13 protein-coding genes and 1 other RNA gene are annotated in these 15814 nt (G+C 27.4%); 3 read left to right on the top strand and 11 right to left on the bottom strand.

Features of this window, described 5'->3' with window-relative positions; all coding sequences use genetic code 11:
- Window positions 1-53: 53 nt before the first annotated feature.
- Window positions 54-902: an RluA family pseudouridine synthase gene (locus KMP12_RS00460; protein WP_215755772.1), complete on the top strand. Its 849-nt coding sequence runs from the start codon at window positions 54-56 to the stop codon at window positions 900-902.
- A 29-nt stretch (window positions 903-931) separates the two neighbouring features.
- On the opposite strand, the gene KMP12_RS07465 is transcribed toward KMP12_RS00460, so the two are convergent.
- From KMP12_RS07465 to KMP12_RS07455, 6 genes are all read right to left on the bottom strand, one after another.
- On the bottom strand, window positions 932-1483 hold the full coding sequence (locus tag KMP12_RS07465) for an MFS transporter (protein ID WP_252344643.1): 552 nt from the start codon (window positions 1481-1483) through the stop codon (window positions 932-934).
- The gene (locus KMP12_RS07460; RefSeq protein WP_252344642.1) at window positions 1480-2079 is read right to left on the bottom strand and encodes an MFS transporter; all 600 of its coding nucleotides are present in this window, start codon (window positions 2077-2079) and stop codon (window positions 1480-1482) included. The genes KMP12_RS07465 and KMP12_RS07460 overlap by 4 nt, the downstream gene beginning before the upstream one ends.
- An 8-nt stretch (window positions 2080-2087) precedes the next feature.
- Complete coding sequence (locus KMP12_RS00450; protein WP_215755771.1) at window positions 2088-2795, bottom strand: CPBP family intramembrane glutamic endopeptidase; 708 nt, start codon at window positions 2793-2795, stop codon at window positions 2088-2090.
- 27 nt (window positions 2796-2822) lie between these two features.
- Window positions 2823-4169 carry an MATE family efflux transporter gene (locus KMP12_RS00445; protein WP_215755770.1) on the bottom strand — a complete coding sequence of 449 codons (1347 nt, stop codon included), beginning with the start codon at window positions 4167-4169 and terminating at the stop codon, window positions 2823-2825.
- 60 nt (window positions 4170-4229) lie between these two features.
- Window positions 4230-4493, bottom strand: an RNA gene (ffs, locus tag KMP12_RS00440) — signal recognition particle sRNA large type.
- A gap of 59 nt (window positions 4494-4552) precedes the next feature.
- Complete coding sequence (locus KMP12_RS07455; RefSeq protein WP_252344641.1) at window positions 4553-4783, bottom strand: ABC-2 transporter permease; 231 nt, start codon at window positions 4781-4783, stop codon at window positions 4553-4555.
- Between the two features lie 300 nt (window positions 4784-5083).
- On the opposite strand from KMP12_RS07455, the gene pcp reads away from it, so the two are divergent.
- Together pcp and guaC are read left to right on the top strand one after the other, a co-directional pair.
- Window positions 5084-5731, top strand: a complete 648-nt coding sequence (gene pcp / locus KMP12_RS00430; protein WP_215755769.1) for a pyroglutamyl-peptidase I — start codon at window positions 5084-5086, stop codon at window positions 5729-5731.
- Window positions 5732-5925: 194 nt separating this feature from the next.
- The gene (guaC, locus tag KMP12_RS00425; RefSeq protein WP_371821636.1) at window positions 5926-6900 is read left to right on the top strand and encodes a GMP reductase; all 975 of its coding nucleotides are present in this window, start codon (window positions 5926-5928) and stop codon (window positions 6898-6900) included.
- Window positions 6901-7069: 169 nt separating this feature from the next.
- On the opposite strand, the gene ppc is transcribed toward guaC, so the two are convergent.
- The 5 genes from ppc to yaaA form a co-directional block, all read right to left on the bottom strand.
- On the bottom strand, window positions 7070-9778 hold the full coding sequence (ppc, locus tag KMP12_RS00420; RefSeq protein ID WP_371821634.1) for a phosphoenolpyruvate carboxylase: 2709 nt from the start codon (window positions 9776-9778) through the stop codon (window positions 7070-7072).
- A 62-nt stretch (window positions 9779-9840) separates the two neighbouring features.
- Window positions 9841-12285 carry a DNA gyrase subunit A gene (gene gyrA / locus KMP12_RS00415; RefSeq protein WP_215755766.1) on the bottom strand — a complete coding sequence of 815 codons (2445 nt, stop codon included), beginning with the start codon at window positions 12283-12285 and terminating at the stop codon, window positions 9841-9843.
- A 19-nt stretch (window positions 12286-12304) separates the two neighbouring features.
- A complete protein-coding gene (gene gyrB, locus KMP12_RS00410; protein WP_215755765.1) occupies window positions 12305-14221 on the bottom strand; it encodes a DNA topoisomerase (ATP-hydrolyzing) subunit B in 1917 nt (638 codons plus the stop codon).
- A gap of 19 nt (window positions 14222-14240) precedes the next feature.
- A complete protein-coding gene (gene recF / locus KMP12_RS00405) occupies window positions 14241-15374 on the bottom strand; it encodes a DNA replication/repair protein RecF (RefSeq protein ID WP_215755764.1) in 1134 nt (377 codons plus the stop codon).
- 4 nt (window positions 15375-15378) lie between these two features.
- Window positions 15379-15585: a S4 domain-containing protein YaaA gene (gene yaaA / locus KMP12_RS00400; RefSeq protein WP_215755763.1), complete on the bottom strand. Its 207-nt coding sequence runs from the start codon at window positions 15583-15585 to the stop codon at window positions 15379-15381.
- Window positions 15586-15814 lie beyond the last annotated feature (229 nt).

Raw genomic sequence — 15814 nt, 5'->3', positions numbered from 1 at the left:
ATTATTAATGTTAAAATTAAATTTATAATATTAAAATTAGAATGGAATTTAAAATGAAATTTGTTGCTAAGGAAGATTACAAGAGTGTAAGATTATTTTTACAAAATTTTTTAATGCTGTCGAAAAAAAATATTCATAAAATTAATATGGAAAAAGAAGCAGTAACATTAAATGGAAAAATCGTTAAATTAGAAGAGACTGTCAAAAAAAATGATGTAATAAAAATAAATATTATTTTAGCTAAATCAAAATATAAAATTAATGATGAAATAAAAATTACAAAAGAATATGAAGATGATTTTTTACTAGTTGTTTCTAAACCCTTCGGAATAAAAACTCATCCTAACGATAAAGAAGTAGAAGATAATACACTGCTCAACTATTTAATAAAAGACTATATTTATTTAGAACCAATACACAGATTAGATACCGATACTTGCGGGCTTGTAATTTTTGCTAAAAGCCCCTTAATTAAATCAAAACTAGATTATATGCTGGAGAAAAAATATATAAAAAGATTTTACTCGGCTATTATAAAAAAATATATAAAACCTCAACAAATTATGACAAATATAGGTAGGGATAGAATAGAAAAAAATAAAATGGCAGTGGTAAGTCAAGGTAAACAAGCTATAACTAATATTCTTTCATGTGAAAAATTAAATAAAGATTTTTATAAAGTTTGTATTTCATTAGAAACAGGAAGAACTCATCAAATAAGAGTTCATCTAGCACATCTAAATTCTAGCATTGTTGGAGATAAACTTTATTCAAAAGATTTTTATAAATTTAAAAATATGTACCTGGGTGCATTAAAATTAGAATTTAATCATCCTGTAACTAATAAAATTATTTTGATAACTTCTTCATTGAAAAATGATTTTGATAAAATAATAAAGTAGCAGATATTTTTTTACCTACTACTTTTTATTTATTCAAATTTTATTTTAAAAGAAATTATTAATGCCATTAAAGCTATAAACGAAGATACATAAAATACTAGCTGTGTGCTAGTATCCCAAATAGAACCTACGACATACATTCCTATAAAAGCCGATAATTGAAAACAAATAGAACTATATAGGCTTTGCATATCCAGAGTTTTATCAACTGAAAATTTACTATTTAATATTAAAACAAAAGCTAGTTGTGCAAGTGCAAAAGTTATTGCGTGAGTAACTTGTGTTAGTGCAAAAATATATACATTTTGAAAAATACCGAGTAAGAACCATCTTAAACTTGCAATAAAACAAGAAAATAATAATAAATTTTTAGCTTCAACTTTGCGAACAAGTTTACTAGAAAAAATAAAAAAAATAATTTCTGAAATTACAGATATATTTACCACTAAACCCGTAAGCCATTTCTTAGAAATATTAAGACTTTCTATATAAAGTACGCTGTAATTATTGTAGGCTGAATGACTTAATTGTAGCAAGAAATAAACTAAAATAATAAGTATTGCATTATAGTCATTTTTCATCCAAGAAAAAGATTTTTTTCTTTATTTTCATTGCCGTAAACTTTTATTGTATCTACTAATTTAGGCATTTTTGAACATATAAAAACACAATAAAGTCCTACAAGAAATACCATAGCATAATATATAAAATCATTATTAATGTAATATAATACTGCCCCGACAGAAATACCTATTAACATAAAAGAAAAAGAACCAAAAACTCTAACTTTACCATAATCAATACCCGCTTCTTTTAAAAATATTGACGCTGTTGTTTCTGTAAGTGGCGTTAGGGTGAAAAATGTTATTCCTATAAGAAATGTAACTACTATTAAACTTAATTTACTATCTGTAAAACCGTACATAAGAGTAGCTAAAAATCCGCCTATTGATATTATCCTATATGATTTTTTCATTCCAAATACTCTTATTAAATATGATGCGAAAAATACTCCTCCTAAAAATCTAGCTAGATAGACCATAGAAAAAATACCACTTGCTTCTAAAATAGAAAGTTTTTTCACTCCTGTTAAGTAAACTAACCAATATTGAAAAAATACTCCTTGAACTGCATATTGTAAAAAATAATTAATTGCCAACCAATTTTTTGCTTTCATTTTATCACCTACTTAATAAGGTATATCTGGGCTAAAACAACAACTAAATTCATTAAAGAATGAGCTATTATCGAAACAGATATTCTACCAGTAATTTTATATAAAAAACAAAATAATATAGATAGTGCTATATATAATAACATGACTGGTGAAAATCCATCGTGTGGAATAGCAAAAAGTATACCAGATAATACCGCTGCAAATAAAAATCTTATCCATTCGTATTTGCTATATAAAATATCATAAAGATAACCAAATATAATTTTTCTAAATACTAATTCTTCTAAAATAGGTGCTAAAATCAATACATAAATTGAAAATATTGGTATTTTTTTTATTATTTTTACGATATCTGCTGTGTTTTGACTAGCAACTTCAAAACCAAAAATTTTTGAAAATATCTGTAATAAAATACCTATACATATTTGTAGCAAATACATGGCTAAGAAACCAAGTATTGAAAAAAATATTGACATTAGTATATTATATTTACTTCCCTCTTTTTCAATAGAATTAATTTTATATTTACTTGTAAAAAATATAATTATAACTGCTGCTAAAAAATTATATAGTAGCATTAAATTATAAATCATTTCAGTATTATTTATTTTAAAATATTTTACACTAGAATAAGGAAGAACTATTAAGGACAATAGATAAATTCCAACAAAAACTAAAACAGGTAAAATTTTTCCATTTTTAAAATTTAATTTCATTATAAATCACTCCAAAAAATTATTAAATTATCTTGTATATTTATTTCTTAAAAATTTAACGTAGTAGCTTGTCATTAATATTGAATAAATACCTAATCCTAAAACCCACGATATCCATAAACCTGAAACTCCAATTTTTTTTATATAAACTAAATAGTAAGCTAGAGGTAGAGCGAAAATATAAAATCCTACTATCTGCGAAAAACAAGTAGGTAAAACTTTTTTATAAGCTCGTAAAACTCCAACTAAGGAAGCTGAAAAAGAATCAAAAATTACAAATCCTACAACAAATATTAATAAGTCTTTTGCAATTATTACAAAACTTTCATCACTTCCGTATAGATATGGTATTTTAGACCTAAATATTAATATTAGCACTGCCGTTATTACAGAAAATATTATCGAAACTAAAGTTCCAATATTTACATATTTATTTGCTAGCTTATAATTTTTAGCTCCTAAGTGATAGGATACAACTATGGTTAAAGCACTAGAAATACTCATGGGTAAAGAATATAAAAAACCTGCAAAGTTAAGAGAACTTTGGTGGGCAGCAATGGTATAAGTATCAAAAATACTTATCATGATTGATAAGGCTGAAAACATAAAAGTTTCAAGTAAAACTGCAAGCGACATGGGTAGTCCTAACTTAAATATTTCTGGCCAATGTTTAAATTTTATTTTCTCTATTTTAAAAATATTATATTTTTTTATTTTAGGATGATTTAATATTATAAAAATTGCCAAGAACAAAGAAAATATGTAGGTGATGTTTACCGAGATGGCAATACCTACTCCACCAAATTCATAAAAACCAAACTTACCAAATATCAAGGCATAGCTAAGTAAAATATTTACTGGAACATATATAAACATCATAATCATAGAAATTCTAGTCAGTCCCAAACTATCAATAAAAGACCTCAATGTTACATAAAGAGTTATTGGTATTAAACCATAACTTTGATATTTTAAAAAATTTTTAGTAATTCCTGAAATTTCAGAAGAGATACCCAACTTATCAACCAAAACTTCTGAAAATAAATTTAAGATTACTGCTATTACAGTTGAAATTATTAAGGCTATGTATATAAACTGTCTAAGCTTAGTAGGTATTTCACTTTCTCTACCTTTGCCAACTAAATGAGAAACTATGGGAACAATAGCAACTACCAAGGTAGAAATAACTGAGAAAATAGGATTCCAAATATTAACTCCCATACTAATACCAGCCAAATCTTTTGAACTATAATGTCCAGCCATAAATGTTCCTATCATATTAGATGAGTATGATATCATCTGATAAATTAATACTGGAAATAATAATTTTATAAAAATTATTATTTGTTCTTTTGTATTTTTACCCTCGTACATCTTTAAACTCCTTTATAAAAATAAACCGACTAATGACTTAGTCGGTTAAAATAAAAACAAATATGCAACCAAGAGTTGAATAGCTAACACAACCGTTAGTTTAGTCGCCAGCTCAACCTTGACAAATACTCACACCCGTAAAAAATTACTTAATGCTGCTTCATTCCTGACCTGACATGGTTCATAATTATTACGTCATAAGATGCCTCAATCTCAACACCACGTGCTAAACTCGTCATCACGCAAACTACCCGAATCTTGGTATTCAGCCTTGCTAAAGCGGATTGCAAGTACAGGGCACCGCTAACTCCCCACCTAGCAAATAACATTATAACAAATTGAAAAAGAAATTGCAATGTAAAATGTTTTGTAAAATATTTTATTTATAAAAATAGTGGATATTTTTCTTTATTTTTGCTCGGTTTATTAACTAAATCTTTGAATATATTTACACCCAATCCTGCAAGTAAAAATATTACAAAATAAAATAATAAATATAGTATATCCCCTGTAGCCGAAGGATAATATACTCCGCCTACCGCTTCTCTCATAAGCGACACAGCATAAGTAAATGGAATTTTAGGATACAGGGTTTGGAAAAATTGTGAAGTCATTTAAATAGAAATGTAGAACCTGACCTCCCCATTTGTAATACAAGTAGTATTATACAAATAGCTTTACCAACATTTCCAAATATTGAAACTATTGTATGATATTCTGAATTATCAATATTAGTAATAATACTTTTAAATTTTTCTTCTCTTGATATATTCTCACCTACTCATTTTATATTAACACTTAAAATTTTAATTTTCAAACAAAATTTAGTTTTATAATTTTAAAATTAACCCAGTTGACGTGCAGATTATATTAATTTATAATCAAATAAAATATATTTTTAGGAGAATATAATAATGAAAGTTCTAATAACTGGTTTTGAAGCATTTGGCAATGATAAACTTAATTCATCTGCAGAAGTAGTGTATAGATTGCCTGATAAATTAAATGATATTTTGCTAATTAAAAAAATAATTCCAACAGTATTTAACAAGAGTGCAGAAATGCTAAAAAAAGAAATAGATTCACACAAACCAGATATAGTAATTTGTGTTGGTCAAGCTGGTGGTAAAGACAGAAAAAAAATAGCTGTAGAACGTGTTGCAATAAATATTGATGACGCAAGAATAGCAGATAATGAGGGTAATCGACCACTTGATAAAATCATTCAAGAAAATGGTTCAACTGCCTACTTTTCTACCTTACCTATAAAGGCTATATACTCTGAATTAATAAAAAATAATATTCCTACTGAAATTTCTAACAGTGCTGGAACATTTGTTTGTAATCATATAATGTATCAATCCCTATATTTATCTAACACAAAATATAATTTCAAAACAGGATTTATTCATATTCCATATATCAAAGAACAAGTACACGATGACCAAACACCATATATAGAAATTGAAAAACTTGTTCAAGCCATAAAAATAATAATTTCTACTTCCTTAGAATACCACAATAAATCAGATTTATTATTAGAAGCTGGCAAGGAATATTAAAAACGAATATTAATATAAACTAAAAATTCGATTTTTGTTTTATTTAAAATTCAAAAAACATAAAAATTTATTTTAAAGACGAATATTTTTATTTTTTTATAAAATTCCTTTACAAAATTTTAAAATTAATGTAATATATTTATGGTTTAAATAACCAAAATTCAAAACTTTGGAGGACGACCATGATTAATGATATGAGAATTTTTGACTATGAGGATGTACAATTAATTCCGAACAAATGTATAGTTGAAAGTAGGTCTGAATGTAATACAGAAATTAAATTAGGAAATAGAACTTTTAAATTACCAGTAGTCCCTGCAAATATGCAGACTATTATAGATGAAAAACTTGCTGAAGAATTAGCAAGCAAGGGTTATTTTTACATAATGCACAGATTTAATCCAGAAAGAAGATTAAATTTTGTAAAAAGAATGAATGAACTAGGATTATATTCATCTATAAGTATTGGTATCAAACCAGTAGAATTTGATTTTGTATTAGAACTTAAAGAAAACAATTTAATTCCTGAATACATTACAATAGATATAGCACATGGGCACTCAAATAAAGTAATTGAAATGATTAAATTTATAAAAGAACATTTACCAACTTCATTTGTAATAGCAGGAAATGTTGGAACACCAGAAGCTGTTCGTGAATTAGAAAATGCTGGGGCAGATGCGACAAAAGTTGGTATAGGACCAGGAAAAGTTTGTATAACAAAATTAAAAACAGGATTTGGTACTGGAGGTTGGCAACTAGCTGCACTTCGTTGGTGTCAAAAAGCTGCAAGTAAACCTATAATTGCAGATGGTGGAATAAGAAATCATGGAGATATTGCAAAATCTATTAGATTTGGTGCAGCATTCGTTATGATAGGTTCTCTATTTGCTGGTCATGAACAAAGTCCAGGTGAAACAATAGAAATTAATGGTGAAAAATTTAAAGAATATTTCGGAAGTGCTTCTGAATTCCAAAAAGGCGAAAGAAAAAATGTTGAAGGTAAAAAAATTCTAACTTCACACAAGGGAGATTTATTTGCTACCTTAATAGAAATGCAACAAGATTTACAATCTTCAATTTCTTATGCTGGTGGAAAAAATTTAGCTTCTCTTCAAAAAGTAGATTATGTTATTGTTAAAAATTCTATTTTTAATGGTGATAGATAATAAAACAAAAAGGAAAGATAAAAATATCTTTCCTTTTTTACTTTTTTGTAAGTATCCAACTGTAAATAATTTTTTTGTTATTTTTTGTTGATATACTTTCTATTTTTTTATATTAAATTATTTTTGTGTATCTACAATATATCAACGATTATATTGTACAAGTTTTATTTTATCCAGAATTTCTTAATCCTGTTGCTATTCCATTTATAGTTGTATGTATAGATTTTTTATAAGAATTTATATTATTAAATCTATTTCTTTTAATTAATTCTATTTGTATATAATTTAAGGTATTAAAGTAAGGCAATCTATTTTTTAAACTGTAACGTAAATAATCATTATCTTCTAATAATTCCTTATGATTTTGAATAGCTAAAATCACATCTTTTGTAATCTTCCATTCATTATGAATAATCTCAAATACTTTTATCGTATCATCTTTACCAGATAATTTTGCATATTCTTTGGCTATGGTCATATCTGTTTTTGCAAGTACCATATCAACATTTGATAGTAATGATTTAAAAAACGGCCATTCCAAATACATTTTTTGTAAAATTGATAAATTGTTTTTATCTTTTTTTATATAATTTGCAAAAGAAGAACCTACTCCGTACCAACCTGGGAGCATTACCCTATTTTGCGACCAAGAAAATACCCAAGGTATTGCTCTTAAACCACTTATTTCTGTAATTATTTTTCTAGCGGCAGGTCTTGATCCTATATTTAAACTAGAAATTTCTTTAATCGGTGTTGCATCAAAAAAATAATCATAAAAATTCTTATTATCAAAAACTAAATCTCTATATAATTTATAACTATCTGACACTACTTCATTCATTACATCTTCATATATTTTTTTTGTATTATATATTTCTAAACTACCTGTAATTCTATCAATAGTTGCAGAGATAAGAGTTTCTAAATTGTAATAAGCAGAATCTTTGTTGCCGTACTTAGTACCTATAACTTCTCCTTGTTCTGTTATTCTAATTTTATTATTTAAACTTCCAAGTGGTTGGGATAATATAGATTCATAGCTAGGGCCACCACCACGACCTACTGTTCCTCCTCTACCATGGAAAAATGTTATATTAATATTAAATTTTTTACCTAGTGAAGAAAGTTGCTTTTGAGCCTTATACAAGGTCCAACCAGAAGATAAATATCCTCCATCTTTATTACTATCAGAATAACCTAGCATAATTTCTTGATAGGTATTATTATCTTCTACCCAAACTTTAACAACATCTATACTAAGATAATCGGTCATAACTTGAACAGAATTTCTCAAGTCTTCTATTGTTTCAAAAAGAGGAACTATTTGAATCCTAGAAAATTCTTTTTCTACAAGCCCTACTTCTTTAAGTAAAACTGACAACTCTAACAAGTCTGACACACTTGTTGTATGAGATATTATACTTTGTTTAATTATATCATCTCCAAGTTTATCTTTTAAAATTCTAGCTTTTTTAAAAATTTCCAACTCTTTTTTTAGTATTTCTGATTTTGCAATATTTGTAGCTGATAATAATCTAGGGTCTTCTTTTATTTGTCTTAGCAATATTTTACATTTTTCTTCTTCTGAAAGTGAAGAATAATCTAATTCAATATTAGCTGATTTTAATAACTCGGCAATACACTCTTCATGTACACTTGAATCTTGACGCATATCTATACTAGCTAAGTGAAAACCAAAGACATCTATTGCTTGTAATAATTCTTCTAAATCACCTTCTACTAAAGTTTTTCCGCCATTAATTATCAAAGAATTTTTTACAACAAGTAATTCATTTTTCAATTCTGATGAATTTTTGTAATAATCTTTAGTATTTTTATTACTTAGTTCATCATCTTCAAATAGAATTGCTTGTGTATTTTCTAATTTAATACTTATTTGATACAGGGCTTTTCTGTAAGGTTCTTTTTCCCTAAATTCCGAATTGTCAGATGAATTTTTTGCTAATAATTCTAGTTCTTCTGTTGTAGCCATTAAATTAGTTGACATAGAGTAGGCTCTGTATAAATCAAATATTTTTTCTTTGTAGTAACTAATTACAACTTCAAATTGTAATCTAGCAGCAGTTTCAAGAGTTTCTGCTGTTACATAAGGATTTCCATCTCTATCTCCTCCTATCCACATGCCCATTGTAATAGGAGATACATTTTCTAAATTTATATTCTTTTCTTCTGCTAATTTTTTGTATTTTATTGATAAACTCGTAATAGCTTGCAATAATGAAGTATTGTAATATTGCATTACATTACTTATTTCATTGGGTACTTTTAATTTTTTTTCACGAATAATATCTGTTTGTACAATTATTTCTATATATCTTTTTAATTCTTTGTACCATTTTTCTTTATTTATTAAACCTAATTTTACATCTCTGTGTTTTCTTAATAAATTATGAATTTTATTATTCAAATCGAGCATACTCTTACGCTGAACTTGTGTAGGATGAGCGGTTAAAACTGGTACTATATTAACTTTTTCTAATATTTCTTTACAATTATCTAGTTTAGAAACATCTTCTATCGTTTTTGATAATTTCCCTAAATATAATTCGTCAGTATTATTTTTATAATTTATTTCATAAGCCAAATCAACATCTTCAGAAATATTTATTAGTAGTGGTAATAAAGAAAAATATCTAGCAACTATTTCTATTTCTTCATTATTTAGCAACTCAACTTTTTTCTTTAAATCTTTATAATATGATATGTCTGCTAATATTTTTATTTCTTTTATTTTATTTAGAGTTTCTTCTGTGACAATTTTCTTAGTAGCAGAATCTAATAATTCTGTTAGTATTTCTATTTCTTCATTAATAATATCTTTGTTATTACTACTTTCTAATTTTTTAATAGCCAACACACTCACCTCATATATAAATATTTAATACTAGAGGAGTTAATCAAAAGACTAACTCCTTTTTATTAATTTTCTTCCAGTATTTCTTCTTTTTCTGCTAAAGTAACCGTAGCAACTTTTTGACCGTCAACAAGATTTATTAATTTTACTCCTGTTGCAGTTCTTCCTAGTGTATTCAATACAGAAATGTCAATTCTTATAATAATTCCTTGGTCTGTCATTATCATTAAATCTTCTGTTCCTGAAATTGATTTAACAGAAACTATTTTTCCTGTTTTTTTAGAAATTTTTGCTACCTTTATTCCTTTTCCTCCACGGTTAGTAACTCTAAATTCATTTTCTTTAGAGATTTTACCTATACCATTTTCTGTTACAGTTAATATTTTTTTAGCCTTATTTATTATTTGCATACCTACTACATAATCATCAAGAGCTAATGTTATCCCTTTAACACCTCGACTAACTCTACCCATTTGTCGAACCTTATCTTCATTAATTCTTATAGCTTGACCTCCAGCCGTTACTATCATAATATCATCATTTTTAGTAACTTTCTGAACTTCTATTAAGGTATCATTTTCATCTAATTTTAAGGCTATTTTGCCTTTTTTCATTATACTTGCGTAATCTGCAAGATTTGATTTTTTTATAATTCCGTATTTAGTAACAAATACTAAATTAGTATCTGACTCCTGTAAATCAGAAATAGCTATTATTGAATTTACTTTTTCATCTTTATCTATTTCTAATAGATTTATTATAGGTATTCCTTTTGCTTGTCTACTCATCTGATTAATTTCATAACCTTTCAGTGTGTAGACTTTTCCTCTGTCTGTAAAGAATAGTATATGGTCATGAGTTGAACAAGTTAGCATATATTCAACATTATCTTCATCATTTGTAGTCATTCCATTTATGCCACGTCCACCTCTACCTTGAGATTTATATGTACTTGCTGCTAAACGTTTAATGTATTGATTATATGATAGAGTTATTACTATTTGTTCTCTCTCTATTAAATCTTCATTTTCTATTTCATCTATTTGACCTTCTACTATGATACTACGACGTGCGTCTTTATATTTTTCTTTAATTTCTAAAAGTTCATCTTTTATTATTTGAAGAACTCTATCATCATTATTTAATACATCTATTAAATCTTTAATTAATTCAATAAGTTTATTGTACTCATCTTCTATTTTGTAACGTTCCAAGCCTGTTAAACGTTGCAATCTCATATCTAGTATTGCTTGTGCTTGCAATTCAGATAAATTAAAGTTTACCATAAGTTCATTTCTAGCTTCTTCAGTTGTTTTAGATGCTCTAATTAATTCGATTATTCTATCAATATTATCTAATGCTATTCTCAAACCTTCTAATATATGGGCTCTGTCTTGTGCTTTTTTTAAGTCGTATCTAGTTCTACGAACAATAACTTCTTTTTGGTGTTCTAAATAATGATATAAAACTTCTTTTAAATTTAAAGTTTTAGGTTTTCCATTGACAAGCGCAACCATATTAACACCAAAAGATGACTGCAAAGGAGTTAGTTTGAATAAATTATTCAAGATAACATTACTATTAGAATCTCTTCTAAGTTCAATTACTATTCTAATTCCCTCTTTTAAATTACTTTCATCTCGTAAATCTGTAATTCCTTCTATTTTTTTATCACGTGCTAACTCTGCAATTTTTTCTACAAGTTTTGCCTTATTTACTTGATAAGGTATCTCAGAAATTATAATTCTTTCTTTACCATTTTTCATTTGTTCAATTTTAGTTTTACCACGCATTATTATTGAACCACGTCCAGTGTGATAAGCCTTAGAAATCCCTGATTCCCCTAAAATTAAAGCTCTTGTTGGAAAATCTGGTCCCTTAATTTTAGTCATTAATTCTGGTATTGATATTTCTGAATTATCTGCCAAGGCAATAACACCGTCAATAACTTCCCCTAAATGATGAGGAGGTATATTAGTTGCCATACCCACAGCAATACCAGAACCACCATTTACAAGTAAATTTGGTATTCTAGCTGGTAAAACTTTTGGTTCTTTTGTTGAACCGTCATAGTTATCTTGGTAGTCAACAGTTTCTTTATTTATATCTCGAACCATTTCAGCTGCAATTTTACTTAATTTTGCTTCGGTATAACGCATTGCTGCTGCACTATCTCCGTCAATAGACCCAAAGTTCCCTTGACCTGCAACCATTGGATATCTACTATTAAAATCTTGTGCTAAACGAACTATTGTTCCGTATGTTGCAGAATCTCCGTGAGGGTGATATTTTCCCATAACTTCCCCGACAACTGTGGCTGATTTTCTAAATGGTTTATCGTGTGTTAATCCTAGTTCGTTAAATGCGTAAAGTACACGTCTATGAACTGGTTTTAAACCATCTCTTACATCAGGCAAGGCTCGTGATACTATAACACTCATTGAATAATCTAAAAATGAATTTTCAATTTCAGTAGTTATATTTCTTAAAGTAATATTTTTATCTTCCATTTTTATCCTTTCATACCTACTAAATATCTAAATTAACAACATTTAGGGCGTTATCTTCAATAAATTTACGTCTAGGTTCAACTTTTTCACCCATAAGAGTATCAAATGCAGCATCAGCTAGCATAGCATCATCAATACTTACTTTGTACATACGTCTACTTTCTGGATCCATTGTTGTTCCCCAAAGTTCTGAAGCATTCATCTCTCCAAGTCCTTTATAACGTTGAACAGAATATTTTTTATCTCCAGCATATTCTGCTATATCACGTTGCAATTCTTCATCATTGAATGAATAATAAACTTTTTTACCAACTTTTAATCCGAATAATGGTGGTCTTGCTATGTATATATGTCCTGCGTCAATTAAATCTTTCATGTATCTAAAGAAGAAAGTTAGTAAAAGTGTTCTGATATGACTTCCGTCTACATCAGCGTCGGTCATTATTACAATTTTGTGATAACGTAATTTATCTACATTCATGCCTTCGCCTATACCCATCCCAGCAGCTGTTATTAATGACCTGATTTCATCAGAAGCTAGAACCTTATCAATTCTTACTTTTTCTACATTTAGAATTTTTCCTCGCAATGGTAGAATAGCTTGGAATTTACTATCTCTTCCTAATTTTGCACTACCTCCTGCCGAATCCCCTTCTACTAAGAATAATTCACATTCACTAGCGTCTTTGCTAGAACAATCAGCAAGTTTACCAGGTAAATTAGTAAATTCTAAAGCATTTTTACGTCTGGTAGATTCTCGAGCTTTTTTAGCTGCTATTCTAGCATGTGAAGCCTGTAATCCTTTTTCAATTATTATTTTTGCAATTTTAGGATTTTCTAATAAAAATCTGTCAAATTCTTCTGAAAATAATCTATTAGTTATTGTACTCATTTCTGAGTTACCAAGTTTTGTTTTAGTTTGTCCTTCAAATTGAGGATTAGGATGTTTAACTGATATTATGGCAACTAAACCTTCACGTACGTCATCTCCAGTTAGTGCTTCCTTGTCTTTTATTAAATTATTTTTTTTACCGTAAGAATTAATTATTCTTGTCAAGGCAGTTTTAAATCCAGATTCATGAGTTCCTCCCTCATGAGTATTTATATTATTTGCATAACTTAATACTGTGCTTGAGTAGCCTGAATTGTATTGCATAGATATTTCTAATTCTTTTCCTTCTAATGAAGAATGTACATAGATAGCTTCATGTAAGGCATCTTTATTTTCATTAAGCATTTCTACATATTCAAGAATACCTCCCTCATAGTAAAAAGTTTCTTTTCTTTCTTCTTCTAATCTTTCGTCTATTAAATTTATAGTTATACCCTTATTTAAAAATGCTAATTCACGAATACGACCTCTTAATATATCATATTCATACACTGTTGTTTCTTGAAAAATTTCAGCGTCAGCCTTAAATCTTATAGTTGTTCCTGTTTTATCAGTATCACCTATTACGCTTATATCTTGAACAACATCTCCTCTTTCAAATTTCATGGCATGAATCTTACCGTTTTTATGAACATAGGCTTCTAAGTGAGTTGACAAAGCATTAACCACACTAGCCCCTACTCCGTGAAGACCACCAGATACCTTGTATCCTCCTCCACCAAATTTACCTCCAGCGTGCAAGACTGTTAAAATTACTTCTAGGGCTGGTTTGCCTGTTTGTTCTTGAATGTCAACCGGTATCCCCCGTCCATTATCTTCTACTCTTATCCAATTATCTTTTTCGATAGCAACAGTAATATGGTCGCAATATCCAGCTAAGGCCTCGTCAATAGAGTTATCAACTATTTCCCATACAAGATGATGTAAACCTCTTGAGGAAGTAGAACCTACATACATACCCGGTCTTACCCTAACGGCTTCTAAGCCTTCTAAAACTTGAATTTGGTCTGCATTGTATTCTTGATTTTTTATATTTTCTGTCATTATTATTCCTCTCTAAATACTAATTATTCTCTATTTTACCATCTTTTATATAAAATATTTTTGCATTATCTAACAAATCTTCTTTTATATCATTTATTGATGGAGTTGTTATAAATGTTTGTATTTTGCTGTCTATACTTTCTAATAATTTTTTTTGCCTTTTTTTATCAAGTTCACTTAAAACATCATCTAATAGTAATATAGGGTAATTTCCTGTTTGATTTTTTAAGAAATTTATTTCAGCAAGTTTTAAAGATAATACAATACTTCTTTGTTGCCCTTGAGAAGCATATTGTTTAGCATCAAGGTCATTTATTGTAAATAGCAAATCATCGTGATGAATACCTACTTTTGTATTGCCATTATTTATATCTTCATCTACCTTTTTCATAATACTTTCACATAATATTTTTTCATCTATATTAAAAATATCCTTGTATTCTAAACCTAAATTTTCTAATATAGATGACTTGTAAATTATATTAAGATTTTCTAATCCGTCTGTTATTATATTCATGTTATTTCTTGCTAGTATAGCTATATTTTCTACAAATTTATACCTTTCAGTAGTAATATACAAGGCTAATTTAGATAGTTGTAAGGTCAATGATTCTAAATAAATTTTAGACATTTCATCATTTCTATTTTTTCTCATGTCTTTTAAAAAGGTATTTCTCTGTTTTAGCAGATGTTTGTACATAATAGAATACTTATAATAAATTTTTGAAAATTGGTAAAATTCCCTATCAATAAAATCTCTTCTTATAGAAGGAGCTCCTTTTACAAGTTGTAAATCATCTGGATAAAATAAAACTGTATTGAGTTCTCCTACAAAATCTGTGAGTTTATTTTTTCTTATACCAGAAATTTTGGCATTCTTGCCCTTATTATTCATGGCAAGCATCATATCTTTTTCTTGACCTTCTTTTTCTATGACACAAGAAATGCAGGCGGCTTCTTCTCCAAATTTTATGCATTCAAAATCTCTTTTAGTTCTAAAACTTTTACCTAAGGACATAAAAAAAATAGATTCTATTATATTTGTTTTTCCATTTGAATTATCTCCAACTAAAATATTAAGCGAAGGATGAAAATCCAAATATAAACTAGAATAATTTCTAAAATATAATAAACTTAAATTTTTAATTTTCATATTTTTATTCTATTAAAAACTCTTTATCATTAATTTTAACAACATCACCACTATATAATTTCTTTCCTCTGCGATTTTCTAATTCATTATTTAGGAAAACTTGCTCGTTTGCTAGAAAGAACTTTGCTTCCCCTCCGGAATTTATAAAATCTTCTATCTTAAGAAATTGTGTCAATGTTATATACTCGCCATCTATAAAAACTTTTTTCATATATTCTCCTTAAAAGATATTTAAAATATAAATAATAGATATGCAATTAATTTTGAATATAAAACTAAATACATAATAAGAATGTATAAATATATACAAATTTTACTCATAAATTGTATCATATTTCACATATTTTTTCAATTTATTGCCTGCTTATATCCTTGTTATTAATATATTGTTCTATTATTTAAAAATTGTTCTATTATTTAAAATTATAATAATTACATTT

This window comes from Gemella sp. zg-1178 (genome assembly GCF_018790995.1).
In the GTDB taxonomy this organism is placed as follows: domain Bacteria; phylum Bacillota; class Bacilli; order Staphylococcales; family Gemellaceae; genus Gemelliphila.
This window is presented reverse-complemented; position numbering and strand designations above follow the sequence as displayed.